The organism is Streptomyces sp. NPDC001220, assembly GCF_053597895.1.
In genome coordinates, this window is record NZ_JBSFJE010000011.1 from 13,983 (window position 1) to 36,170 (window position 22,188).

Below are 22,188 nucleotides of genomic sequence, written 5' to 3' on the forward strand. Positions count from 1 at the left end.
AGCCATGACCGGGCTGTCCACCATACTGATCGTCGTCGGCCTCTTCCTGGTCGGCGGAATCATCTCCTTCGTCAAGCAGAAGATGCCCACCAGCCTGATCGTGCTGCTCTCGATCGGCGCCGCGATGTGCCTGGTGGCGGGTGTCGTGAGGCTGGAGGTGTGGAATTGAGCGGATCCGCGAAGAAGGTCGTCGTCTTCGACTACGGCTTCGGGAACGTCCGCTCCGCCGAGCGGGCGCTCGCCCGCGCCGGGGCCGACGTCGAGATAACCCGTGACTTCGACCGGGCGATGAACGCCGACGGCCTGCTGGTGCCGGGTGTCGGCGCCTTCGCCGCCTGCATGGAGGGCCTGCGCGCGGCCCGCGGGGACTGGATCATCGACCGGCGGCTGTCCGGCGGCCGGCCGGTGATGGGCATCTGCGTCGGCATGCAGATCCTGTTCGCGCGTGGCATCGAGCACGGCGTGGAGACCGAGGGCCTCGACGAGTGGCCCGGCTCGGTCGAGCCGCTGCAGGCCGAGATCGTGCCCCACATGGGCTGGAACACCGTGGACGTGCCGGCCGGCTCCGAGCTGTTCGCGGGCCTGGACGCCGACGCCCGCTTCTACTTCGTGCACTCCTACGCCGTCCAGGACTGGTCGCTGGAGACGCACAACGCCGCGCTGCGCGCCCCGCTCGTGACCTGGTCGACGCACGGCAAGCCGTTCGTGGCCGCCGTGGAGAACGGCGCCCTGTGGGCCACCCAGTTCCACCCCGAGAAGTCCGGCGACGCCGGCGCCCAGCTCCTCACCAACTGGATCGGAACACTGTGAGCAAGCTCGAACTCCTCCCCGCCGTCGACGTCCGCGACGGCCAGGCCGTCCGCCTCGTGCACGGCGAGTCGGGAACCGAGACCTCCTACGGCTCCCCCCTGGAGGCCGCCCTCGCCTGGCAGCGGTCGGGCGCCGAGTGGCTGCACCTGGTCGACCTGGACGCCGCGTTCGGCACCGGCGACAACCGCGAGCTGATCGCCGAGGTCGCCGGGGCGATGGACATCAAGGTGGAGCTGTCCGGTGGGATCCGGGACGACGCCTCGCTGGCGGCCGCCCTGGCCACCGGCTGCCGCCGGGTGAACCTCGGCACGGCCGCCCTGGAGAGCCCGGAGTGGGTCGCCAAGGTCATCGCCGAGCACGGCGACCAGATCGCGGTGGGCCTGGACGTCAAGGGCACGACCCTGCGCGGCCGCGGCTGGACCCGCGACGGCGGCGACCTCTACGAGACGCTGGCCCGCCTCGACCAGGAGGGCTGCGCGCGCTACGTCGTCACCGACATCGCCAAGGACGGCACCCTCCAGGGCCCGAACCTGGAGCTCCTCAAGAACGTCTGCGCGGCGACCGACCGGCCGGTCGTGGCCTCCGGCGGCGTGTCGTCGCTGGACGACCTCCGTGCGCTGGCCGAGCTGGTACCCCTCGGTGTCGAGGGCGCCATCGTCGGAAAGGCCCTCTACGCCAAGGCGTTCACCTTGGAAGAAGCACTGGAGGCAGTGTCCCCGTGAGTGAGCTGCGACGTGTCACGACGGGCGCGCCCTGGGAGGACGCCTTCGGGTACTCCCGCGCGGTGGAACTGCCCAACGGCCTGGTACTGGTCTCCGGCTGCACCTCCATAGTGGACGGCGAGATCGCCGGGGGCGGCCCCTACGAGCAGACGGTCAACTCCTTCAACGTCGCGTTCGCGGCGCTGGGGCAGCTGGGCCTCGGCCGTGACGATGTGGTGCGGACACGTATGTACGTCACCCATGCCCGGGACGTGGACGATGTTGGACGCGCCCACAAGGAGCTGTTCGACTCCGTCCGGCCCGCCGCATCCATGATCATCGTCTCCGGCTTCGTGGACCCCAGCCTGGTCGTCGAGGTCGAGGTGGAGGCATACCGAGGGGAGGCCACGGCATGACCCTGGCGGTCCGAGTCATCCCCTGCCTGGACGTGGACAACGGCCGGGTCGTCAAGGGCGTCAACTTCCAGAACCTGCGGGACGCGGGCGACCCGGTCGAGATGGCCAAGGTGTACGACACGGAAGGCGCCGACGAGCTGACCTTCCTGGACATCACCGCGTCCTCCGGCGACCGGGAGACCACCTACGACGTGGTGCGCCGCACCGCCGAGCAGGTCTTCATCCCGCTGACCGTCGGCGGCGGGGTGCGCACGGCCGAGGACGTCGACAAGCTGCTGCGGGCCGGCGCCGACAAGGTGGGCGTCAACACGGCGGCGATCGCGCGCCCGGAGCTGATCCGGGAGATCGCGGAACGCTTCGGCCGGCAGGTACTGGTCCTGTCGGTGGACGCCCGCCGCACCCCCGAAGGCACCTTCGAGGTCACCACCCACGGCGGCCGCCGCGGCACCGGCATCGACGCGGTCGAGTGGGCGCACCGGGCCGCCGAGCTGGGCGCGGGGGAGATCCTGCTCAACTCGATGGACGCGGACGGCACCAAGGACGGCTACGACCTGGAGATGATCACGGCCGTCCGCAAGCACGTCACCGTCCCGGTCATCGCCTCCGGCGGCGCCGGCAGGCTGGCCGACTTCGCCCCCGCCGTCGCGGCGGGCGCGGACGCCGTCCTCGCGGCCTCCGTCTTCCACTTCGGCGACCTGCGCATCGGCGAGGTCAAGCAGGCCCTGCGAGGAGCCGGCCACCCCGTCCGCTGACACCACGCCGGGCCCCCGGCCCGGCCGCGGCGGGCCGAGCCGCCCCGCCGAGGTACCTCAGCCCTTCGGCTGGGTGAGCTGGATCAGGTTGCCGACCGTGTCGTCCAGGACGGCCGCGATCACCGGGCCCTGTTCCTGCGGCTCGTGGGTGAAGCGGACGTCCAGGGCGCGCAGCCGGTCGTACTCCGCGCGGATGTCGTCGACCGAGAAGACGATGGCCGGCAGGCCCGCCTCGTACACGGCCTTGCGGTACGGCTCCGCGATGGTGCCCTGTCCGGGCTCCAGGAGCAGCTGGAGGTCCGGCTGGGCGCCGCCGGGCGCGCCGACCGTGATGAACAGGGTGCCTCCGCCGAGGTCCAGCCGGGTGCGGGTCTCGAAGCCGAGGACATCGGTGTAGAAGGCGTGCGCCTTGACGACGTCGTCGACGAAGACGTTGGTCATCGCGACCTTGATCATCGCGGGCTCCTCAGATGCCCAGCTGCTTGGACTCGTGCAGCTTGGCGATCGCGTTCTCGTCGCCGTCCACCGCGACCTTCGCCGCGTTCTGCCGGCCGAAGGAGAACATCAGCAGCTCGGAGGGCTCGCCGGTCACCGTCACCACCGGGGCGCCGCGATGCGCGACGGCCGTCTGGCCGTCCGGACGGCGCAGCACCAGGCCCGTCGGCACACCCCTGCCCAGCAGCCGTGCGGTGCGCTCCAGACGGGACCACAGGGCGTCCTGGAAGACCGGGTCCAGCTCACGCGGCGCCCAGTCCGGCTGGGCGCGGCGGACGTCCTCCGTGTGGACGTAGAACTCCACCGTGTTGGCCGCCTCGTCGACCTGCTTGAGCTGGAACGGCGAGAACCGCGGCGGGCCGGTACGGATCAGCTGGATCAGCTCCTCGTACGGCTTCGCGGCGAACTCGGCCATCACCTTCTCCAGGCGGGGCGCGAGCTGCTTGATCAGCGCGCCCCCGGCCGCGTCCGGCCGGCGCTCGCGCACCACCACGTGCGCGGCCAGATCACGGGTCACCCAGCCCTCGCAGAGGGTCGGTGCCTCGGGACCGGCGGTCTCCAAGAGGTCGGCGAGCAGAAGCCGTTCACGCTTGGCGAAGGTCGACATGCTGCCAGCCTACGGCCCCACGCACGGTCCGGACAGTGGACACGGTCCGTGACTGCCGGTGCCGCGCGGCACAATGGCACCCATGACCAGTACGACCGGTACGCCCCCACCCAGCGGCCTCGCCCCGGAGATCGCCGCCCGCCTCAAGCGCAGCGCCGACGGCCTCGTGCCCGCCATCGCCCAGCAGTACGACACGGGCGAGGTACTGATGCTCGGCTGGATGGACGACGAGGCGTTGCACCGCACCCTCACCACCGGCCGCTGCACCTACTGGTCGCGCAGCCGCCAGGAGTACTGGGTCAAGGGCGACACCTCCGGTCACTTCCAGTGGGTCAGGTCCGTCGCCCTCGACTGCGACGCCGACACCCTGCTGGTCAAGGTCGACCAGGTGGGCGCCGCCTGCCACACCGGCGACCGCACCTGCTTCGACGCCGACGTGCTCCTCAAGAAGGGCGCCGATTCCGGCGTCCCGGCCTCCGATCAGTAAGGTCTGCCGCCATGGAACTGGAGACCTTCCGCAAGCTGGCGACCGACCGGCGTGTCATCCCGGTCACCCGCAAGCTCCTCGCCGACGGCGACACCCCGGTCGCGCTCTACCGCAAGCTCGCCGCCGAGCGCCCCGGCACCTTCCTGCTGGAGTCCGCCGAGAACGGCCGCACGGCCTTCCAATGGTCTCGCTACTCGTTCGTGGGCGTCCGTTCCGCGGCCACTCTCACCGCCCGTGACGGCCAGGCCCACTGGCTCGGCGTCCCGCCGGTCGGCGTGCCCGTCGACGGGGACCCGCTGGCCGCCCTGCGCGCCACCATCGAGGCCCTGCACACCCCGCACACGGAGGACCTGCCCCCGTTCACCGGCGGCATGGTCGGCTATCTGGGCTACGACATCGTGCGCCGCCTGGAGAAGATCGGCCCGGGGGAGCGGGACGACCTCGGGCTGCCCGAGCTGACCATGCTCCTCACCAGCGACCTCGCGGTGATGGACCACTGGGAGGGCTCGGTCCTGCTGATCGCCAACGCGATCAACCACAACGACCTCGACACCGGCGTCGACGAGGCCTACACCGACGCGATCGCCCGCCTGGACGCCATGGAGGCCGACCTCTCCCGCCCGGTCGCCCAGCCCCCGGCCGCCCTGCCCGCCTCCGAGCTCCCCGAGTACACCGCCCTGTGGGGCGGCCCCGACTTCCAGGCCGCGGTCGAGGACATCAAGGAGCGCATCCGCGCGGGCGAGGCCTTCCAGGTCGTCCCCTCGCAGCGCTTCGAGACCCCGTGCACGGCGAGCGCGCTGGACGTCTACCGCGTCCTGCGGGCGACCAACCCCTCGCCGTACATGTACCTCTTCCGCTTCGAGGGCTTCGACGTCGTCGGATCGTCCCCCGAGGCCCTGGTCAAGGTCGAGGACGGGCGGGCCATGGTCCACCCCATCGCCGGCACCCGGCCGCGCGGGGCCACCCCGCGCGAGGACCAGGACCTCGCCGACGAGCTGATGGCCGACCCCAAGGAGCGCGCCGAGCACCTGATGCTCGTCGACCTCGGACGCAACGACCTGGGGCGGGTCTGCGAACCGGGCTCCGTCGAGGTCGTCGACTTCATGTCCGTCGAGCGGTACTCGCACGTCATGCACATCGTCTCGACGGTCACCGGAAAGGTCTCCGAGGGCCGCACCGCCTTCGACGTCCTCACCGCCTGCTTCCCGGCCGGCACCCTCTCCGGCGCCCCCAAGCCCCGGGCGATGCAGATCATCGACGAACTGGAGCCGTCCCGAAGGGGGTTGTACGGCGGCTGCGTCGGCTACCTCGACTTCGCCGGCGACTCCGACACCGCGATCGCCATCCGTACCGCCCTGCTGCGGGACGGCACGGCGTACGTCCAGGCGGGCGCGGGCATCGTCGCCGACTCCAGCCCGGTCGCGGAGGACCAGGAGTGCCGCAACAAGGCGGCGGCGGTGCTGCGCGCGGTGCACACGGCCAACAGACTGGGCAAGTAGGGCGCTTCTCACCCAACCCCGGGTGACCGTTCGCCCGGGGTTCAAGCGATAGTGGAGTACGTGACTGCCGTTCCTCACCCCCGTTCCGAAGCCGCACCCGCCGGGTCCGGCCGCCGCAGCCTCGCCGTCGCGCTGTTGTTCGGTGCGCTCGGCGCGGCCGTGGCCCTGCTGTCCAGCCGGCAGCGCTGGGCGGAGGGCACCGCGACGGTGGCCGGTGGCAACTTCCCGCTGACCGTCAAGGGCAGCGACGTCACGGGCGTTCCCGCGGCCCTCGCCATAGTGGGCCTCGCCGCGCTCGTCGCCGTCTTCGCCGTCCGCAGGGCCGGCCGCTTCCTGGTCTCCGGGCTCCTCGCGCTCTCCGGCGCCGGTATCGTCGTCGCCGCCCTGGCGGGCGCCTCCGACGGCTCCGCGCTGGACGAGAAGGCCGCCCAGGCCAGCGGCGACACCTCCGCCGCGGTCGACGCCCTCAGCCACACCGGCTGGCCGTACGTCGCCGCGGCAGGCGGCGCGCTCATCCTGATCGCCGGACTGCTCGCGCTGCGCTACGGCCGTCTCTGGCCCGCCATGTCCGGCCGCTACGAGCGCGGCACGGGCGCGGAGCGGCCGCGCCGTGCGCCGAAGCCGGTCGACCCGGACCGGCCCGAGGACATCTGGAAGGCCCTGGACCGGGGCGAGGACCCCACGGGCGCCTGAGCGCTTCGCCGGTGGCGCCGTGAGGGGCCGCCGGTCGCCTGCGGTGCGATTCCACCGCGTGGCCGGTCGCGTCCACGCGGTGGAATCGCACATCGAACACAGCTTCACGCCCCCCTTTCGGGGCGCTGAGCCTCGCGGGGCCGGATACCGATGTGGCGAATCAGACGCCACCCCCGCTCACGGCAGGCCCGCGCGTACGTGACAATGGAAGTCGAGCGTCCGGAACGGACCCGTACGAGCGCGGCCACGGACGGCACGTACGACACGCACCAGCTAACGAGGAGCAAGTCATGGCGGGCAGCAGCCACGGTCACACCCCGGCCGCCTGGACGGGCGTCACCATCGCCTTCATCGGTTTCTGCGTCGCGGGCGCCTTCATGGTGATGGCCCAGCCGGTGGGCTTCTGGGCCGGCATGGTGATCGTGGTCCTCGGTGGCGTGGTCGGCATGATCATGCGTGCCATGGGCCTCGGCATGCCGAAGCAGACCGCCCTGGTGACGGCGCACAGCGCCCCGGCGGTCACCCGCGAGCCGGTCGCCGCCGAGGGCTGATCGGCAGCGCCCGCAGCGCTTCCCGAGGGGCGTCCCGAGACATCGGGCCGCCCCTCGCGCGCATGTGCCGACCGTACGGGGCACAATGCGAGGCGTGAACGCCGACACCTCCAGCGCAGCCGCCCCGGCGCCGCCCTCGCTGCGCGGACGGCTGGCCGTGCCCGCGGGGGTGCTGGCCGCCGTCGTCGGGGCCTTCGCCTACGTCGGCACGGTCGACCCCAACCAGCCCGGCCACTACCCGGTCTGCCCCCTCTACCGGCTCACCGGCCTGTACTGCCCCGGCTGCGGCGGCCTGCGCAGCGCGCACGCGTTCATCCACGGCGACTTCCCGGCCGCGCTGCGGGACAACGCGGCGGGCGTGGCCGCCTATCTGGCCTTCGCCGTGGTGTGGACCGTCTGGGTGGCGCGCGCGGCACGCGGCCGGCCCGTCCGGATCGAGCTCAGGCCGGTCCCGATGTGGACCCTGGGCGCGTTGCTGCTGGTCTTCACCGTTGTCCGGAACCTGCCCTTCGTCGGCTGGTTGCATCCTTGATCAACTGGCAAAAGTCCAGGTAGTGGGACCGGGCCTCGGCCGGATGCGAGGTCGGCGCCATCCTGCGGATACCATCGATATGACCATGGGTTTTGACCCGCAAGGGTTTCGACCCGATCGGAAGAACCGTCCGGAACCGGAAGGGGACCGCTCGCGTGAGTGTGCTCGACGAGATCATCGACGGAGTCCGTGCCGACCTCGCGGAGCGGCAGGCGCGCGTCAGCCTCGACGAGCTCAAGGAGCGCGCGGCGAAGGCGCCGGCCGCCAAGGACGGCGTTGCCGCACTGCGCGGTGAGGGCGTCAAGGTGATCTGCGAGGTCAAGCGCTCCAGCCCGTCCAAGGGCGCGCTGGCCGCGATCGCCGACCCGGCCGGGCTCGCCGCGGACTACGAGGCGGGCGGCGCGGCCGTCATCTCGGTCCTGACCGAGCAGCGCCGCTTCGGCGGCTCGCTGGCCGACCTGGAGGCGGTCCGGGCCCGTGTGGACATCCCGGTCCTGCGCAAGGACTTCATCGTCACGTCGTACCAGCTGTGGGAGGCCCGCGCGTACGGCGCCGACCTCGCGCTGCTGATCGTCGCCGCCCTCGACCAGCCGGCTCTGGAGTCGCTGATCGAGCGCGCGGTCTCCATCGGCCTCACCCCGATCGTCGAGGTGCACGACGAGGACGAGGTCGAGCGCGCGGTGGACGCGGGCGCCAAGGTGATCGGCGTCAACGCGCGCAACCTGAAGACCCTGGAGGTCGACCGCTCCACCTTCGAGCGGGTCGCCCCGGAGATCCCCGACACCGTGGTCAAGGTCGCCGAGTCCGGCGTCCGCGGCCCGCACGACCTCATCGCCTACGCCAACGCGGGCGCCGACGCGGTCCTGGTCGGCGAGTCCCTGGTGACCGGCCGCGACCCCAAGTCGGCGGTGGCCGACCTGGTGGCGGCGGGCGAACACCCCGCGCTCCGGCACGGCCGCCCCTGATCACCCGCTAGGCTGACCCCGATGACTCTCACCGTGACGACCGTGGACCGGTACGCCCGCCTGGCGCGCGGCTGCCGCCCGAGGGGCTGCCGAGCCCCGGCGCGGCGTGTCCACGGCCGCCGGGTGCGGTACGTCATCGGCGACGAACCGGGACAGGTGAACGGACGTCGATGGCAGCGCCCCGTCAGGGGCGCGGGGAACTGCGCGATCAGCCACTGACGGCGGTCAGCCGACAACCTCTCGCCCCACGGCGAACAGTGTCCTTTCACACACTCACCGTGAGGTTTTCGCATGCCCAGCGACTTCTTCTTCCCTGACCCCACCGGCCAGGTGCCCAGCGTCGAGGGCTACTTCGGCGCGTTCGGCGGCAAGTTCATCCCGGAGGCCCTCGTGGCGGCCGTGGACGAGGTGGCCGTCGAATACGACAAGGCCAAGCACGACCCCGAGTTCGCCCGCGAGCTCGATGACCTGCTCCTCAACTACACGGGCCGTCCGTCGGCGCTCACCGAGGTCCCCCGGTTCGCCGCGGAAGCGGGTGGCGCCCGGATCTTTCTCAAGCGCGAGGACCTCAACCACACCGGCTCGCACAAGATCAACAACGTGCTCGGCCAGGCCCTGCTCACCAGGCGCATGGGCAAGACCCGCGTGATCGCGGAGACCGGCGCCGGCCAGCACGGCGTGGCGACGGCCACCGCCTGCGCGCTGTTCGGCCTCGACTGCACCATCTACATGGGCGAGATCGACACCCGGCGCCAGGCCCTGAACGTGGCCCGGATGCGCATGCTCGGCGCCGAGGTCATCGCGGTGAAGTCCGGCAGCCGCACCCTGAAGGACGCCATCAACGAGGCGTTCCGCGACTGGGTGGCCAACGTCGACCACACGCACTACCTCTTCGGTACGGTCGCGGGCCCGCACCCCTTCCCGGCCATGGTCCGCGACTTCCACCGGGTCATCGGCGTCGAGGCCCGCCGCCAGCTCCTGGAGCGGGCCGGCCGCCTCCCCGACGCGGCGATCGCCTGCGTCGGCGGCGGCTCCAACGCCATCGGCCTCTTCCACGCCTTCATCCCCGACGAGGGCGTCCGCCTCATCGGCTGCGAGCCCGCGGGGCACGGCATCGAGACCGGCGAGCACGCGGCCACCCTCACCGCCGGCGAGCCCGGCATCCTGCACGGCTCCCGCTCCTACGTCCTCCAGGACGACGAGGGCCAGATCACCGAGCCGTACTCGATCTCGGCCGGTCTGGACTACCCGGGCATCGGCCCGGAGCACTCCTACCTCAAGGACTCCGGCCGCGGCGAGTACCGCGCGGTCACCGACGACGCGGCCATGCAGGCCCTGCGCCTGCTGTCCCGCACCGAGGGCATCATCCCGGCCATCGAGAGCGCGCACGCCCTCGCCGGCGCCCTGGAGGTCGGCCGCGAGCTCGGCAAGGACGGGCTGATCGTCGTCAACCTGTCCGGCCGTGGCGACAAGGACATGGACACCGCCGCGCGCTACTTCGGGCTGTACGACACCGACGCCGAGGTCGCCGCCGACGCCACCGCCACCGCCGAGATCGAAGGGGACGCCAAGTGAGCGGGAACATTCAGCTGCTGTCCGACACCCTCGCCGGTGCCAAGGCCGAAGGCCGCTCCGCGCTCATCGCCTACCTCCCGGCCGGGTTCCCGACCGTGGCCGGCGGCATCGAGGCGATCAAGGCCGTCCTGGACGGCGGCGCGGACGTCGTCGAGGTCGGGCTGCCGCACAGCGACCCGGTGCTCGACGGCCCGGTCATCCAGACCGCCGACGACATCGCCCTGCGCGGCGGCGTCAAGATCGCGGACGTCATGCGCACGGTCGAGGAGGCCTACGCGGCCACCGGCAAGCCGATCCTCGTCATGACGTACTGGAACCCCATCGACCGCTACGGCGTCGAGCGCTTCACCGCCGAGCTGGCCGAGGCGGGCGGCGCGGGCTGCATCCTGCCCGACCTGCCCGTCCAGGAGTCGGCCCTGTGGAGGGAGCACGCCGAGAAGCACGGCCTCGCGACGGTCTTCGTCGTGGCGCCCAGCAGCAAGGACGAGCGGCTCGCGCAGATTACGGCGGCCGGCAGCGGCTTCGTCTACGCGGCCTCCCTGATGGGCGTCACGGGCACCCGGGCATCGGTCGGCGCACAGGCCCAGAACCTGGTGGAACGCACCCGGGTCACCGGCACCGGGCTGCCCGTCTGCGTCGGCCTCGGTGTCTCCGACGCGGCCCAGGCCGCCGAGGTCGCCGGCTTCGCCGACGGGGTGATCGTCGGCTCGGCCTTCGTGAAGCGGATGCTGGACGCGCCGGACGACGCGGCCGGCGTGGTGGCCGTCCGGGAACTCGCCGGTGACCTGGCGAAGGGCGTGCGCGGACAGGCCTGACGGAACACCACGGACCATCCGGTCACTCGAACGGGTGGACCTGGGACCGGGGAGGCGCGGTGCGCCTCCCCGGTTCGTTCTGGTGGTGTGAGCGAGAAGAATCGTGACGGAAAGCGGACGGCCCGCGAGCGGATCGCAGCCGACCGCGAGAAGCAGCAGTCCGCGGAGAAGCGACGGCGCGCGCTGATCGTGGGCGCGAGCGTCGTCTGTGTCCTCGGCCTGGCGGCGGTGATCGGCGTCATCGCCGCGAACGCGGGCAAGGACAAGAACAGCAAGAGCTCGGGCCCGGTCGTGGCGCCCTCGGGCGCGCAGGGCAAGGACAGCCTCGCGATCCCGGTCGGCAAGGACGACGCCAAGGCGACGCTCACCATCTGGGAGGACTTCCGCTGCCCGGCCTGCCAGGCCTTCGAGACGGCGTACCGCCCGACGCTCCACGAGCTGACCGACTCAGGCAAGCTCAGAATCGAATACCACCTGGTCACGCTGATCGACGGCAACCTCGGCGGCAGCGGCTCCCGGAACGCCGCCAACGCTGCGGCCTGCGCCCAGGACGCCGGCAAGTTCCGCGACTTCCACGACGTGCTGTACGAGAACCAGCCGAAGGAAACCGACGACGCCTTCTCGAACAACGACAAGCTGATCGAGCTGGCCGGCAAGGTCCAGGGCCTGAACACGCCGACGTTCCAGAAATGCGTCAAGGACGGCAGGCACAACGCCTGGGTCGTGAAGTCCAACGAGGCCTTCCAGGCGGCCAAGTTCGGCGGCACCCCGACCGTTCTGCTCGACGGCAAGAACATCTACCAGGACCAGACCATGACCCCGGCCAAGCTGAAGCAGCTCGTGGCGGACGCCAACAAGGGGTGAGCGGGGTAGGCATTTCTCACGCCCCTGTTATGGAGCCGTAGCCGGGCTGGTTGCCGTCGGCCCGGTCCGGCACGGTAGCGTCGACCCTGCCATGGAATATCTTGCCTACATTCCCAGCCCTTCGCGCGGAGTGATCCACCTCGGTCCCATTCCGCTGCGCGGCTACGCGTTCTGCATCATCATCGGTGTCTTCGTAGCCGTCTGGCTCGGAAACAGGCGCTGGATCGCCCGGGGCGGGCGGGCCGGCACCGTGGCCGACATCGCCGTCTGGGCCGTGCCGTTCGGCCTGGTCGGCGGGCGTCTGTACCACGTGATCACGGACTACGAGCTGTACTTCAGCGAGGGCCGTGACTGGGTCGACGCGTTCAAGGTGTGGCAGGGCGGCCTCGGTATCTGGGGCGCGATCGCGCTCGGCGCGGTGGGTGCCTGGATCGGCTGCCGGCGCCGGGGCATCCCGCTCCCGGCCTACGCCGACGCCATCGCCCCCGGCATCGCCTTCGCCCAGGCGATCGGCCGCTGGGGCAACTGGTTCAACCAGGAGCTGTACGGCCGCGAGACGCATGTGCCGTGGGCCCTGCACATCACCTCGTCCGAGGGCGGCCGGGTCCCCGGTTACTACCACCCGACCTTCCTCTACGAGTCGCTGTGGTGCATCGGTGTCGGCTTCCTCGTGATCTGGGCCGACCGCCGGTTCAAGCTCGGGCACGGGCGGGCGTTCGCGCTGTACGTCGCCGCGTACTGCGTGGGCCGCGGCTGGATCGAGTACATGCGCGTCGACGACGCCCACCACATCCTCGGCCTGCGGCTCAACGACTGGACCGCGATGATCGTGTTCCTGCTCGCGGTGCTGTACATCGTGCTCTCCGCGAAGAAGCGGCCGGGCCGGGAGGCGGTGGTCGAGCCGGGCGCCGCCGACGGGGAGACCGACGGTACGGGCGACGCCGCCGAGGCCGCGGAAGCCGAGGAGGCTTCCGAGGCGGAGGCTTCCGAAGGCGAGGCCGAGCGCGAGGGCGAAGCCGGGGACGGGGACGGGGCCGAAGCCGAAGACGGAGCCGAAGCCGAGGACGAGACCAAAGCCAAGGACGAGGCCGGGTCGGCGACCAAGAAGAGCTGACCTGCCGCGATACGACGAAGAGGGCGCCCGGGACGGAACCGGGCGCCCTCTTCGCGTACGTGCCGACGGGTCCCGGCGAGCCCGGCACCGCCGGACACCGCCGCCGGGGTGCTCGCTGTTGCGGCGCAGGGAATCCACCGGCGAAGGGCCGGCGAAGGGATCGTCGGCGGAAGAAACCCACCGGGGTAGGGGCCGACGGAGATCAGCGGCTGGGAGCCGGGAGCCGGGAGCCGGGAGCCGTCGGCGGCGGTTTGGCGGGGGCAGGGTTTTGGGGGCTGTCGGTGTCAGCGGCGGTTCAGCAGGGACAGGGTTCTGCGGGCCGTCGCCACCACCGCCGCGTCGATGAAGCTGCCGTCCGGGAGGGCCTGGGCGCCCTGTTCCGTGGTGGCCGCCTTGATGATCTTTTCGGCCTGTTCCAGTTCGGCCTGCGTGGGGAGGTAGGCGCGTTCGATGATCGGGAGCTGGCGGGGGTGGATGGCGGCGCGGCCCAGGAAGCCCAGGGCGCGGCCGCGGGCGCAGGAGGCGGCGAGGCCCTTGAGGTCGCGGGTGTCGGGATGGACCGACTGGGGCGGTGGAGCGAGGCCCGCGGCCCGGGCGGCGACCACGATCCGGGAACGGGACCAGTCGAGGCCGATGTCGTCGTACACGCCCAGGTCGGCCTGGAGGTCCGCCTCCCCGAGCGAGATGCCCCGCAGGGCGGGGTGGGCGGCGGCGATGGCGTAGGCGTGCTCGATACCGAGGGCCGATTCGAGCAGGGCGTAGAGCGGGAGGGCGGCGGTCCGGGCCGCGATGTGGTGGATGTCGCCGGGGCTGGTCACCTTGGGGAGGCGCAGGCCGGCGAGGCCGGGACGGCCGAGCAGGGCCTGGAGGTCGGCGGTGGCCCAGGGGGTGTCCAGGCCGTTGATCCGGACGTGCACCGGGACCGGCTGGGGGTGGGCCAGGAGGTCGGCGGTGGCGGCGCGGGCGCAGTCCTTGCGGTCGGGGGCGACGGCGTCCTCCAGGTCGACCACCACCACGTCCGCGCCGGAGACCAGCGCCTTGGCGACCACATGCGGCCGGTCACCGGGGACGTACAGCCAGGTCAGCGGGAAGGGGGCGGTGGTCATACGGCGCCCTCCTCGCGCAGGGCCAGCAGCTGGGCCGGGGTCAGGCCCAGCTCGGTGAGGACCTCGTCCGTGTCGGCACCGTGCGGGCGGCCGGTCCAGCGGATCGCGCCGGGGGTCGAGGAGAGCCGGAAGAGGACGTTCTGCATGCGCAGCGGCCCCAGTTCCGGGTCGGGGACGGTGGTGATCGTGTCCAGCGCCAGGTACTGCGGGTCGTCCATCACGTCCCGTACGTCCTGGATGGGGGCGACCGCCGCCTCCGCCTTCTCGAACTCGGCCAGCACCTCGGCGCGGGAGCGGGTGGCGATCCAGTCGCCGACGGCCGCGTCGAGGACGTCGGAGTGCGCTGCCCGGTCGGCGCCGGTCGCGAACCACGGCTCGTCGATCAGCTCCGGGCGCCCGACCAGTCGCAGCACGCGTTCCGCGATCGACTGGGCCGAGGTGGAGACGGCGACCCAGGTCCCGTCCGCCGTGCGGTAGGTGTTGCGCGGGGCGTTGTTGGCGGAGCGGTTGCCGGTGCGCGCCTGGACGTAGCCGAGCTGGTCGTACCAGGTGGGCTGGGGGCCGAGGACGGTGAGGATCGGTTCGATGATCGCCATGTCGACGACCTGGCCCTCGCCGGTGCGGTCCCGGGCGGCGAGCGCGGTCATCACGGCGTACGCGGTGGCCAGTGCGGCGATGGAGTCGGCGAGCCCGAACGGCGGCAGCGTGGGCGGGGCGTCAGGTTCGCCGGTGATCGCCGCGAAGCCGCTCATCGCCTCGGCGAGGGTGCCGAAGCCGGGGCGGTGGGCATAGGGGCCGAACTGGCCGAAGGCGGTGACCCGGGTCAGGATCAGCCGGGGGTTGGCGGCGGAGAGTTCCTCCCAGCCGAGGTCCCACTTCTCCAGGGTGCCGGGCCGGAAGTTCTCCACGATCACGTCGGCGGTCGCGGCGAGCCGGAGCAGCGTGGCTCGGCCACCGGGCTTGGACAGGTCGAGGGTGATGGTCCGCTTGTTGCGCCCGAGCAGCTTCCACCACAGGCCGACGCCCTGCTTGGCCGGGCCGTGCCCTCGGGACGGGTCGGGTTTGGCGGGGTGCTCGACCTTGACCACCTCGGCGCCGAAGTCACCGAGCAGGGTGGCGGCGAGGGGGCCGGCGAAGAGGGTGGCGAGGTCGAGGACGCGCAGACCGGCGAGCGGCTGGGGCTGTGTTGTCGTACTCATGCGGTGTACTGGGTCTCGATCTCCGGACGGTACGGCATGGACGTCGACGCCCCCTCCCGTTGCACGGCGAGTGCGGCCGCGGCCGCCGCCCAGGACAGGGCCTCCCGGATGGGTTTCTCCTCGGCCAGGGCGACCGCGAGGGCGCCGACGAAGGTGTCGCCCGCACCCGTCGAGTCGACGGCGGTCACCCGGGGCGCCGGGATGACGAGGGGCGCCGCGTCACGGGTGAGGTAGAGGCAGCCGGCGGCGCCCAGGGTGACCACGACCTGCGGCACCAGGCCGAGCAGGGCGGCCGCCGCGTCGCGCGGGTCTGCGCGGTCGGTGAGGTCGGCGGCCTCGCGCTCGTTGGGCACCAACAGGTCGATGTTCTCGAGGAGTTCGGAGGGCAGGGGGCGGGTGGGGGACGGGGTGAGGATGGTCCGGACGCCGTGCCGGCGGGCGGCCTGCGCACCGGCGACGACCGCGGGCAGCGGGATCTCCAGTTGGAGCAGGAGGGTGTCGGCGGAGGCGATGACGCCCTCGTCGCCGGGGGCGAGATGGTCGACGGTGCCGTTCGCGCCGGGGATCACGACGATCGCGTTGCCGCCCTCGTCGTCCACGACGATGTGCGCGGTGCCGGAGGGGCCCTCGATCGTGCGCAGTGAATCTGTGTCCACGCCGGAGTGTTCGAGGGTGTCCCGCATCCGGACGCCGTAGGCGTCATGGCCGACCGCGCCGATCATCGAGACGGTGGCGCCCGCGCGGGCGGCGGCGATCGCCTGGTTGGCGCCCTTGCCGCCGGGGATCGTACGGAACTCCCGTCCGGTCACGGTCTCGCCGAGCTGCGGGGCCTTCTCGACGTACGCGACGAGGTCCATGTTCGTGCTGCCGAGTACGGCGATCTGGGTCATGGGCGGGTCGCCTCCAGGTGGGTGAGGTGGGCGAGGGTGTCGAAGCCGGTGCCGTCGAAGCCGGCGACGGAGGTGGCGAGTCGGTTCTTGAGCGGGGTCGTCCAGCGGTCGGGGAGGGCGTCGGGGTCGCCGGCGAGCAGCCCGGCGACCGAGCCGGCCGTCGCGCCGTTCGAGTCGGTGTCCCAGCCGCCGCTCACCGCACGGCAGACGGAGCCGGTGAAGTCGCCGTCCGCGTGGGTGAGGGCGGCGGCGATCAGCGCGGTGTTGGGAATGGCGTGCACCCAGTGGTGGGTGGGGGAGTGGGTGCGGTGGAGCTCCGCCACGACGGCCTCGAAGTCCTCGTGGGTCTCGGCGAGCCGGATCGCCCGGTCGATCGCCTGGGCCAGGCGGGACCGGGGCGGGATCACCGTACGGCCGGAGCGGAGGCAGGCGTGGATGTCGTGGGTTCCGGTGGCGGCGGTGGCGATGGTGGCCGCCGTGAACATCGCCGCGTAGACGCCGTTGGCCGTGTGGGTGAGGGCGGCGTCGCGATGGGCCTGCTCGGCCGCGGCGGCCGGGTCGCCGGGGTTGGTCCAGCCGTGCACGTCGGCGCGGATCAGGGCGCCGATCCACTCGCGGAAGGGGTTGCGGTGGCGGGCGGTGTGCGGCGGTTCGACGCCGGTGAGGAGGTTGCGGTAGGCGACGCGCTCGGCGGTGAAGGTGCGGCCGGCGGGGAGTTCGTCGAGCCAGAGGGCGGCTACGTCGGTGGTGGTGAAGGCTCTGGTGTGGCGCTGGAGCAGGAGGAGGTTGAGGAGGGGGTAGTTGAGATCGTCGTCCTCGGGCATGCCGTCGATGTTCTCGACGAGGGAGGTGGCGGCTGAGCGGCGGTTCCAGGGGTGGGCGGCGAGGAGCTCGGCGGGGACGCCGCGAGCGGTGAAGTAGTGGTTCAGGGGCCAGTTGCCGGCTGCTTGGGCGAGTTCACGGATGGCGTGGAGGGGGAGTTTCTCGACGGGTTTGCCGAGAAGACAGCCAACGGCTCTGCCGAGCCAGGCGGCGTGGTAGGTGCGGGGGGTGGGAGCGGCGGGAGTGTCGCTTACCGGCGCCGGCCGGGTGCCGCCGCGCCCACCCTCCCCCACTCTCGGCTCCGCTCCAGCGGGGGAACCCGCATCGCCCGAGCGGCACGACTGCCCGCAGCTGTGTGAGACGCGGCTCGGCAGCGCCCCGTCAGGGGGGCGGGGAACTGCGCGAGCGACCACATCGCACCCGCAGTCGCACGACGGTCCGCACCGCCCTCCCCGTGACGCAGACGGCCACTCCGGACACAGCGCCTTGATCTCGGCCAGGTCCGTCGGCTCGTTCAACCGGCTCGGCAGGTCGGCGAGTTCGTCCAGCAGGTCCTCCGCCAGCTGGCGCAGGTAGCGGGACGCGCGGTCCGGTGACGCCCCCGCCCGGTCCGGCGCGTCCGCGCCCCCCGCCGCCTTCCAGCGCGCCGCGACCGCGCCGGGCTCCCGGCCGTCCTGCCGGGCCTGGCGGATCTCATGGCCCAGCAGGTCCTCCGGCTGGACCCAGGTCAGGCGGAGCATCCCGGGCCCCCGAGGCGAGCGAAGGACTCCTCGTGGGCACGCCGGAGATCCGTGTCGCGGAGGAAGACCTCCCTGGTCACGGCGGCCAGCGTGCGAGGGGGCTCCCAGAGGTCGAGGCGGCTCGCCTCGGCGACCTGCTTCGACCACTCCTCCGGTACGGCGGAACCCAGCGCCCCGGCGATCGCACCCGCCATCGTCGCGATCGAGTCGCAGTCCCGGCCGTAGTTGACGGAGCCGAGGACGGCGTGCCGGTAGTCGCCGCCCGCCACCAGCAACATGCCCAGCGCGACGGGGAGTTCCTCGATCGCGTGGAGACGGGAGGGGCGGCGGGCGCCGAGGGAGGGGGACCGGTAGTCGGGGCCCACCGTGTCGTAGGGGGCGATCGCCTCGCGGAGGGGGGCGAGCGCGGACTCGAAGTCGGAGTGGTTCGCCGCCGTTTCACAGACGCGTTCGATGGCCTCGCGGGTGCCGTCCTTCGCCCTGGACAGGCAGGCGCCGACCACGGAGTCCGGTGTCGCGCCGGGCGCCGTCGCCGCCGCGACCGCCGCCGCGAAGACGCCCGCCGCCTCCCTGCCGTACGACGACTGATGGGCGCCGGCGATGTCCACGGCCTCGGCGTACGCGGCCCGCGGGTTCGCCGCGTTGACCAGGCCGACCGGGGCCATGTACATCGCGGCGCCGCAGTTGACGATGTTGCCGGTGCCGGCCTCGCGGGGGTCGACATGGCCGTAGTGCAGGCGGGTCGCCAGCCACTTCTCGGCGAGGAAGATCCGCTGGAGGGGGATGGTCTCGGTCTCCAGCTCCGGGATCCAGCGGGGGTTGGTCATCAGGTCGGGGACCAGGTGGTCGGCGATCGCGTACGCGTCGAGGTGGTCGCGGACGCGGTCGTACACCCGTACCAGCGCATGGGTCATCAAGGTGTCGTCGGTGACGTGCCCGTCGCCCTTGTGGTACGGGGCGATGGGGCGGGCGGTGCGCCAGGCGTCGCCGTTCCAGGGGCCGACGATGCCGTGCACGCGGCCGCCGTGGCGTTCGAGGATCTGGTCGGGGGAGTAGCCCTCGACCGGACCGCCGAGGGCGTCGCCGACAGCGGCCCCGACGAGGGCTCCGGTGATCCGTTCGTCCAGCGAAGCGCCGGTGCTTTCTTGTGCTTTGGGCGTCATGAACCGAATCATCCACCTGGACGGGCCGGTTGTGTGGCTTCCAGGAGTTCGGCGAGTTCCACGAGGTCGGTGCCGGTGAGACGGGGGAGGGCGCAGCCGGAGAGGGTGCGGCAGGCGTCCCGCCAGGGCGGTGGGATCGAGTCGCCGCCGCCGAGGGCCCCGGTGAGTGCGCCGGCCAGGGCGGGGGCCGAGTCGGCGACCCTGGAGAGACAGGCGGCGGCGGGGACGGCCTCGGCGATCCGGCCGCGTGCGGCGGTGGCGAGGGCGAGGGCGACCGGGACGGTTTCGGCGGCGGCGATGCCGTAGCTGTAGACGTGGTCGACGATTTGGTGTTCGAGGAGGGGGACGAGGGCGAACGCGGTGTCGGCCGAGGCGGTGAGGGTCAGGGCGTGGCGGGCGTTGCGGCCGATCTCGGTGGCCTCGGGAAGTTCGGCGAGCGCGGCGGCCACGCAGGTCTCCACCTCGGCGCCGACGAGGGCGAGGGCGACGGCCGCCGCCATGGCGCGGGCGCCGTGCACTCCGTCGCCGTCCTGCGTGTAGTGGGCGTCGAACTCGGCGAGGTCCGCGGCGCGTTGGGGGTCACCGGGGTGTGCGACGGCGAGTGCGCAGGCGCGGACACAGGCGGCGTCGTCGAAGTAGTGCGGGTTGTCGTGGCCGGTGGCGGGCGGGCGCAGGCCGGTGGCGAGGTTGCCGAGGCCGGCGCGGACGGAGATACGGGCGCGCAGGGGGAGGACGGCCGACTCGATCTCGGGGGCGCGTTCCGCGGCGGCGGCGACCTCGGAGGCCACGGCGGTCCAGGTGAGGTCGATGGCGGCGCGGGTACGGAGCTCACGGCTGAGGTCGGCGAGGGCGGTGTCGTCGCCGGCGCGCAGGACGGCTTCCGCGGCGAAGGCCGCCCACTCGGCGTCGTCGGAGGGACCGAGGCGGAGGGGCTCGGGGGGCTGGTTGAGGGCGATGGGGACGGGAAGGGTGGTGGTCGCGTTCTGTTCGGCGAAGGTGTCGAGTTCCCTGGTGAGACGGCGGGTCCACTCCGGCATGCGGGCGGCGCGGTGCCGGGCGGCGGGCCAGCCGGCCGCGTCGCCTGCGGCGAGGCCGAGCAGCAGCCCCTCGATACGGCGCGGCTTCACCGCAGTCCCTCGCTGCAGCCGCCCGAGGTCCCTTGAAGGGCCGGCGCCGAAGGCCGTGGCTCGGTCGATGGGGAGGCCGAGGTCGAGGGGCGCTCGGTCGGTGCTGGCGTTGGTGTCGTGCGGCGGGGTTCGGTCGCTGTGGGCGTTGGGGGCGTGGGGTGGGGCTCGGTGGGAGGCGGAGGGGGTGGCTCGGTCGGTAGGGAGGAGGCCGGGGCCGGCGTTCTCGGCGGCGTTCCCGTCAGGAGTGCCGCCACCTCCAGCACGTGTTGGCCCGCCATCGACGGCAGGCAGCTTCCCCTCGCCGGGCCGATCGCCGCGGCCCAGTCCGGCGGGATCGCCTTCTCTCCCTGCGTCGCCCCCGCCAGCGCCCCCGCCACCGCTGCGGTCGTGTCCGCGTCGCGCCCCATGTTGACGGCCGTCAGTACCGCATCCCGGAAGTCGCCGTCCGCCGCCGCGTACGCGCCGAAGGCCAGGGCCACCGCCTCCGGGGCCAGGTCGGTCCACGGGTAGCCGCCGATGACGACCGCGGAGCGGACCGCCCGTTCGCCCCGGTGGGCCACCGACACGGCTCGGCGCAGGGAGCGGGCCGTCCAGGAGTCGTCGGGGATCACCGCCAGCGCGGCCGCGACCACCGCCGTCGGCGGGGCCCCCGCCATCGCCGCCGCCACGCCCGCCGCCACCGCCTGGCCGCCGTAGATGCCCTCGCCCTCGTGGCTCACCGAACCGTCGATCGCCACCAGCCGGGCCGCCTCGACGGGCCGGCCCGCCGCGAAGACCCCGAAGGGGGCCGCCCGCATGGCCAGGCCGTCGCTCCAGGCGTGCCGGTGCTGGGCGGAGATGGGGGCGGCGAGGCCCCGGCGGAGGTTCTCCAGGGTGCCGCGCTCGCTGAAGCCGGCGCCCTTGAAGGGGCCCTCGGCGCGGTCGGCGATCCACTCGTGCCAGGCCGCCTCGACATGGGCCGGGGTGAGCGCCGAGCCGTGGCGGGCGAGGAGCAGACCGGAGAAGATCGCGTACTCGGTGTCGTCCGTGCCGGCCGGGGTGTCGGTGACGTACCCCGTGATGCGGCCCCAGCGGGCGCGGATCTCGGAGGGCTTCATGTTCTCCGCCGGCGCCCCGAGCGCGTCGCCCACCGCCAGGCCCAGCAGCGCGCCCCGCGCCCGGTCGTGCAGCGGGGAGGCGCGCTCGTCGGGGGCGGGGGCCGGCGGGGTGCAGACGATCGATGACATGGGCGGGCCTCTCCGGGAGGGGCTTCGCGCCGGGGCGCGGAACCGTTTGCGGATGTGTCCCACCAACGGCGGTTGACCGCAGCCTGCCGGGCCTCCACATCACCCGGTCGACATTTGTGCGGAGCATCGCACAAGTGAGCGGAGAAGGGTAAAGCCGCAGGTTAGCCGAGCCTTTCCTTGCTGGCGGCGGGGAATGTCGGAGCGTACTGTCGATGTTGTCGAAAGATGGAATCAGTCCAGACTTAGCTTTGCCTCAGCTTAGGTGAGGCACTTCGAGACCTGTTGGGGGACCCGCATGGCCGTCATCGAGACCCGGGCGACGCTGCACGAGGCGCACCGGGACAACCACACCCACCGGGACGTGACCGGAGGGTGGCTGCGGCCCGCGGTCTTCGGTGCCATGGACGGGCTCGTCTCCAACCTCGCCCTGATCACCGGTGTCGCCGGCGGCGCCGTCAGCCATCAGACCATCGTCATCACCGGGCTCGCGGGGCTGGCCGCCGGTGCCTTCTCCATGGCCGCCGGCGAATACACCTCCGTCGCCTCGCAGCGTGAGCTCGTCGAGGCCGAGCTGGACGTGGAGCGCAGGGAGCTGCGCCGGCATCCGCAGGACGAGGAGGCCGAGCTGGCCGCCCTCTACGAGGCGAGAGGGGTCGACGCGGCGCTCGCGCGGGAGGTCGCCCGGCAGCTGTCCGCCGACCCGGAGCAGGCGCTGGAGATACACGCCCGCGAGGAACTCGGCATCGACCCCGGCGACCTGCCCTCGCCGCTGGTCGCCGCGGTGTCCTCCTTCGGCTCGTTCGCGCTGGGCGCGCTGCTGCCCGTGCTGCCGTACCTGCTCGGCGCCACCGCGCTCTGGCCCGCCCTGCTGCTGGCGCTCGTCGGGCTGTTCGGCTGTGGTGCCGTGGTGGCCAGGGTGACCGCGCGGACCTGGTGGTTCAGCGGTCTGCGGCAGCTCGCGCTGGGTGGCGCCGCGGCCGGTGTGACGTACGCCCTGGGCAGCCTGTTCGGAACGGCCGTAGGATAGCTGGACCGCTAC

At 72.6% G+C, this 22,188-nt stretch carries 26 protein-coding genes; 17 read left to right on the forward strand and 9 right to left on the reverse strand.

The genetic code is table 11. The features are described from left to right. Positions 1-4 precede the first annotated feature (4 nt). Genes ACWDGI_RS25475 through hisF form a run of 5 tightly spaced genes read left to right on the forward strand, consistent with a single transcriptional unit; the run spans position 5 to position 2,679 of the window. Positions 5-169, forward strand: coding sequence for a hypothetical protein (locus tag ACWDGI_RS25475; RefSeq protein ID WP_351732562.1), 165 nt, complete (start codon positions 5-7; stop codon positions 167-169). Next, on the forward strand, positions 160-810 hold the full coding sequence (gene hisH, locus ACWDGI_RS25480) for an imidazole glycerol phosphate synthase subunit HisH (protein ID WP_450762653.1): 651 nt from the start codon (positions 160-162) through the stop codon (positions 808-810). Before ACWDGI_RS25475 ends, hisH begins: the two co-directional genes overlap by 10 nt. Next, positions 807-1,532, forward strand: coding sequence for a bifunctional 1-(5-phosphoribosyl)-5-((5-phosphoribosylamino)methylideneamino)imidazole-4-carboxamide isomerase/phosphoribosylanthranilate isomerase PriA (gene priA / locus ACWDGI_RS25485; protein WP_351732568.1), 726 nt, complete (start codon positions 807-809; stop codon positions 1,530-1,532). Before hisH ends, priA begins: the two co-directional genes overlap by 4 nt. Beyond that, complete coding sequence (locus tag ACWDGI_RS25490; protein WP_384481035.1) at positions 1,529-1,927, forward strand: RidA family protein; 399 nt, start codon at positions 1,529-1,531, stop codon at positions 1,925-1,927. Before priA ends, ACWDGI_RS25490 begins: the two co-directional genes overlap by 4 nt. Next, the gene (gene hisF, locus ACWDGI_RS25495) at positions 1,924-2,679 is read left to right on the forward strand and encodes an imidazole glycerol phosphate synthase subunit HisF (protein WP_450762656.1); all 756 of its coding nucleotides are present in this window, start codon (positions 1,924-1,926) and stop codon (positions 2,677-2,679) included. The genes ACWDGI_RS25490 and hisF overlap by 4 nt, the downstream gene beginning before the upstream one ends. Before the next feature lie 57 nt (positions 2,680-2,736). Here hisF and ACWDGI_RS25500 read toward each other — a convergent pair whose 3' ends face one another. Beyond that, positions 2,737-3,135 (reverse strand): VOC family protein, encoded by a 399-nt coding sequence (locus ACWDGI_RS25500; protein ID WP_450762658.1) that lies wholly within the window; start codon positions 3,133-3,135, stop codon positions 2,737-2,739. A gap of 10 nt (positions 3,136-3,145) precedes the next feature. After that, positions 3,146-3,781: a TIGR03085 family metal-binding protein gene (locus ACWDGI_RS25505; RefSeq protein WP_450762660.1), complete on the reverse strand. Its 636-nt coding sequence runs from the start codon at positions 3,779-3,781 to the stop codon at positions 3,146-3,148. Between the two features lie 82 nt (positions 3,782-3,863). Here ACWDGI_RS25505 and hisI point away from each other — a divergent pair, with 82 nt between their 5' ends. From hisI to lgt, 11 genes are all read left to right on the forward strand, one after another. After that, on the forward strand, positions 3,864-4,268 hold the full coding sequence (gene hisI, locus ACWDGI_RS25510) for a phosphoribosyl-AMP cyclohydrolase (protein WP_450762662.1): 405 nt from the start codon (positions 3,864-3,866) through the stop codon (positions 4,266-4,268). A gap of 11 nt (positions 4,269-4,279) precedes the next feature. After that, the gene (locus ACWDGI_RS25515; RefSeq protein ID WP_450762664.1) at positions 4,280-5,767 is read left to right on the forward strand and encodes an anthranilate synthase component I; all 1,488 of its coding nucleotides are present in this window, start codon (positions 4,280-4,282) and stop codon (positions 5,765-5,767) included. 51 nt (positions 5,768-5,818) lie between these two features. Beyond that, positions 5,819-6,460, forward strand: coding sequence for a TIGR02234 family membrane protein (locus ACWDGI_RS25520; protein ID WP_450762666.1), 642 nt, complete (start codon positions 5,819-5,821; stop codon positions 6,458-6,460). A gap of 290 nt (positions 6,461-6,750) precedes the next feature. Beyond that, positions 6,751-7,011 carry an HGxxPAAW family protein gene (locus tag ACWDGI_RS25525; protein ID WP_450762668.1) on the forward strand — a complete coding sequence of 87 codons (261 nt, stop codon included), beginning with the start codon at positions 6,751-6,753 and terminating at the stop codon, positions 7,009-7,011. 85 nt (positions 7,012-7,096) lie between these two features. Continuing rightward, a complete protein-coding gene (locus ACWDGI_RS25530) occupies positions 7,097-7,543 on the forward strand; it encodes a DUF2752 domain-containing protein (RefSeq protein ID WP_450762670.1) in 447 nt (148 codons plus the stop codon). Between the two features lie 155 nt (positions 7,544-7,698). Then, positions 7,699-8,508 carry an indole-3-glycerol phosphate synthase TrpC gene (gene trpC, locus ACWDGI_RS25535; protein ID WP_450762672.1) on the forward strand — a complete coding sequence of 270 codons (810 nt, stop codon included), beginning with the start codon at positions 7,699-7,701 and terminating at the stop codon, positions 8,506-8,508. 21 nt (positions 8,509-8,529) lie between these two features. After that, a complete protein-coding gene (trpM, locus tag ACWDGI_RS25540) occupies positions 8,530-8,727 on the forward strand; it encodes a tryptophan biosynthesis modulator TrpM (RefSeq protein WP_450762674.1) in 198 nt (65 codons plus the stop codon). A gap of 72 nt (positions 8,728-8,799) precedes the next feature. Beyond that, the gene (trpB, locus tag ACWDGI_RS25545; RefSeq protein WP_450762676.1) at positions 8,800-10,083 is read left to right on the forward strand and encodes a tryptophan synthase subunit beta; all 1,284 of its coding nucleotides are present in this window, start codon (positions 8,800-8,802) and stop codon (positions 10,081-10,083) included. Further along, on the forward strand, positions 10,080-10,898 hold the full coding sequence (gene trpA, locus ACWDGI_RS25550; RefSeq protein WP_450762678.1) for a tryptophan synthase subunit alpha: 819 nt from the start codon (positions 10,080-10,082) through the stop codon (positions 10,896-10,898). Before trpB ends, trpA begins: the two co-directional genes overlap by 4 nt. Positions 10,899-10,985: 87 nt before the next feature. Continuing rightward, positions 10,986-11,762 (forward strand): DsbA family protein, encoded by a 777-nt coding sequence (locus ACWDGI_RS25555; protein ID WP_450762680.1) that lies wholly within the window; start codon positions 10,986-10,988, stop codon positions 11,760-11,762. A gap of 91 nt (positions 11,763-11,853) precedes the next feature. After that, positions 11,854-12,876 (forward strand): prolipoprotein diacylglyceryl transferase, encoded by a 1,023-nt coding sequence (gene lgt, locus ACWDGI_RS25560; RefSeq protein WP_450762682.1) that lies wholly within the window; start codon positions 11,854-11,856, stop codon positions 12,874-12,876. A 284-nt stretch (positions 12,877-13,160) separates the two neighbouring features. On the opposite strand, the gene ACWDGI_RS25565 is transcribed toward lgt, so the two are convergent. Genes ACWDGI_RS25565 through ACWDGI_RS25595 form a run of 7 tightly spaced genes read right to left on the reverse strand, consistent with a single transcriptional unit; the run spans position 13,161 to position 21,149 of the window. Continuing rightward, positions 13,161-13,982: an HpcH/HpaI aldolase/citrate lyase family protein gene (locus tag ACWDGI_RS25565; protein WP_450762684.1), complete on the reverse strand. Its 822-nt coding sequence runs from the start codon at positions 13,980-13,982 to the stop codon at positions 13,161-13,163. Then, on the reverse strand, positions 13,979-15,181 hold the full coding sequence (locus tag ACWDGI_RS25570; protein WP_351695161.1) for a CaiB/BaiF CoA transferase family protein: 1,203 nt from the start codon (positions 15,179-15,181) through the stop codon (positions 13,979-13,981). Before ACWDGI_RS25570 ends, ACWDGI_RS25565 begins: the two co-directional genes overlap by 4 nt. Then, positions 15,178-16,071, reverse strand: a complete 894-nt coding sequence (gene rbsK / locus ACWDGI_RS25575) for a ribokinase (RefSeq protein WP_450762687.1) — start codon at positions 16,069-16,071, stop codon at positions 15,178-15,180. The genes ACWDGI_RS25570 and rbsK overlap by 4 nt, the downstream gene beginning before the upstream one ends. Then, positions 16,068-17,633 (reverse strand): ADP-ribosylglycohydrolase family protein, encoded by a 1,566-nt coding sequence (locus ACWDGI_RS25580; RefSeq protein ID WP_450762689.1) that lies wholly within the window; start codon positions 17,631-17,633, stop codon positions 16,068-16,070. The genes rbsK and ACWDGI_RS25580 overlap by 4 nt, the downstream gene beginning before the upstream one ends. Further along, the gene (locus tag ACWDGI_RS25585; RefSeq protein ID WP_450762691.1) at positions 17,621-18,796 is read right to left on the reverse strand and encodes an ADP-ribosylglycohydrolase family protein; all 1,176 of its coding nucleotides are present in this window, start codon (positions 18,794-18,796) and stop codon (positions 17,621-17,623) included. The genes ACWDGI_RS25580 and ACWDGI_RS25585 overlap by 13 nt, the downstream gene beginning before the upstream one ends. Before the next feature lie 8 nt (positions 18,797-18,804). Beyond that, a complete protein-coding gene (locus tag ACWDGI_RS25590; RefSeq protein WP_450762693.1) occupies positions 18,805-19,923 on the reverse strand; it encodes an ADP-ribosylglycohydrolase family protein in 1,119 nt (372 codons plus the stop codon). Further along, positions 19,920-21,149, reverse strand: a complete 1,230-nt coding sequence (locus ACWDGI_RS25595; RefSeq protein WP_450762695.1) for an ADP-ribosylglycohydrolase family protein — start codon at positions 21,147-21,149, stop codon at positions 19,920-19,922. Before ACWDGI_RS25595 ends, ACWDGI_RS25590 begins: the two co-directional genes overlap by 4 nt. A gap of 295 nt (positions 21,150-21,444) precedes the next feature. Between ACWDGI_RS25595 and ACWDGI_RS25600 the strand changes: the two genes are divergently transcribed. Beyond that, entirely contained in the window at positions 21,445-22,176 is a 732-nt protein-coding gene (locus ACWDGI_RS25600; RefSeq protein ID WP_450762697.1) for a VIT1/CCC1 transporter family protein, read from the forward strand. Positions 22,177-22,188: the final 12 nt, after the last annotated feature.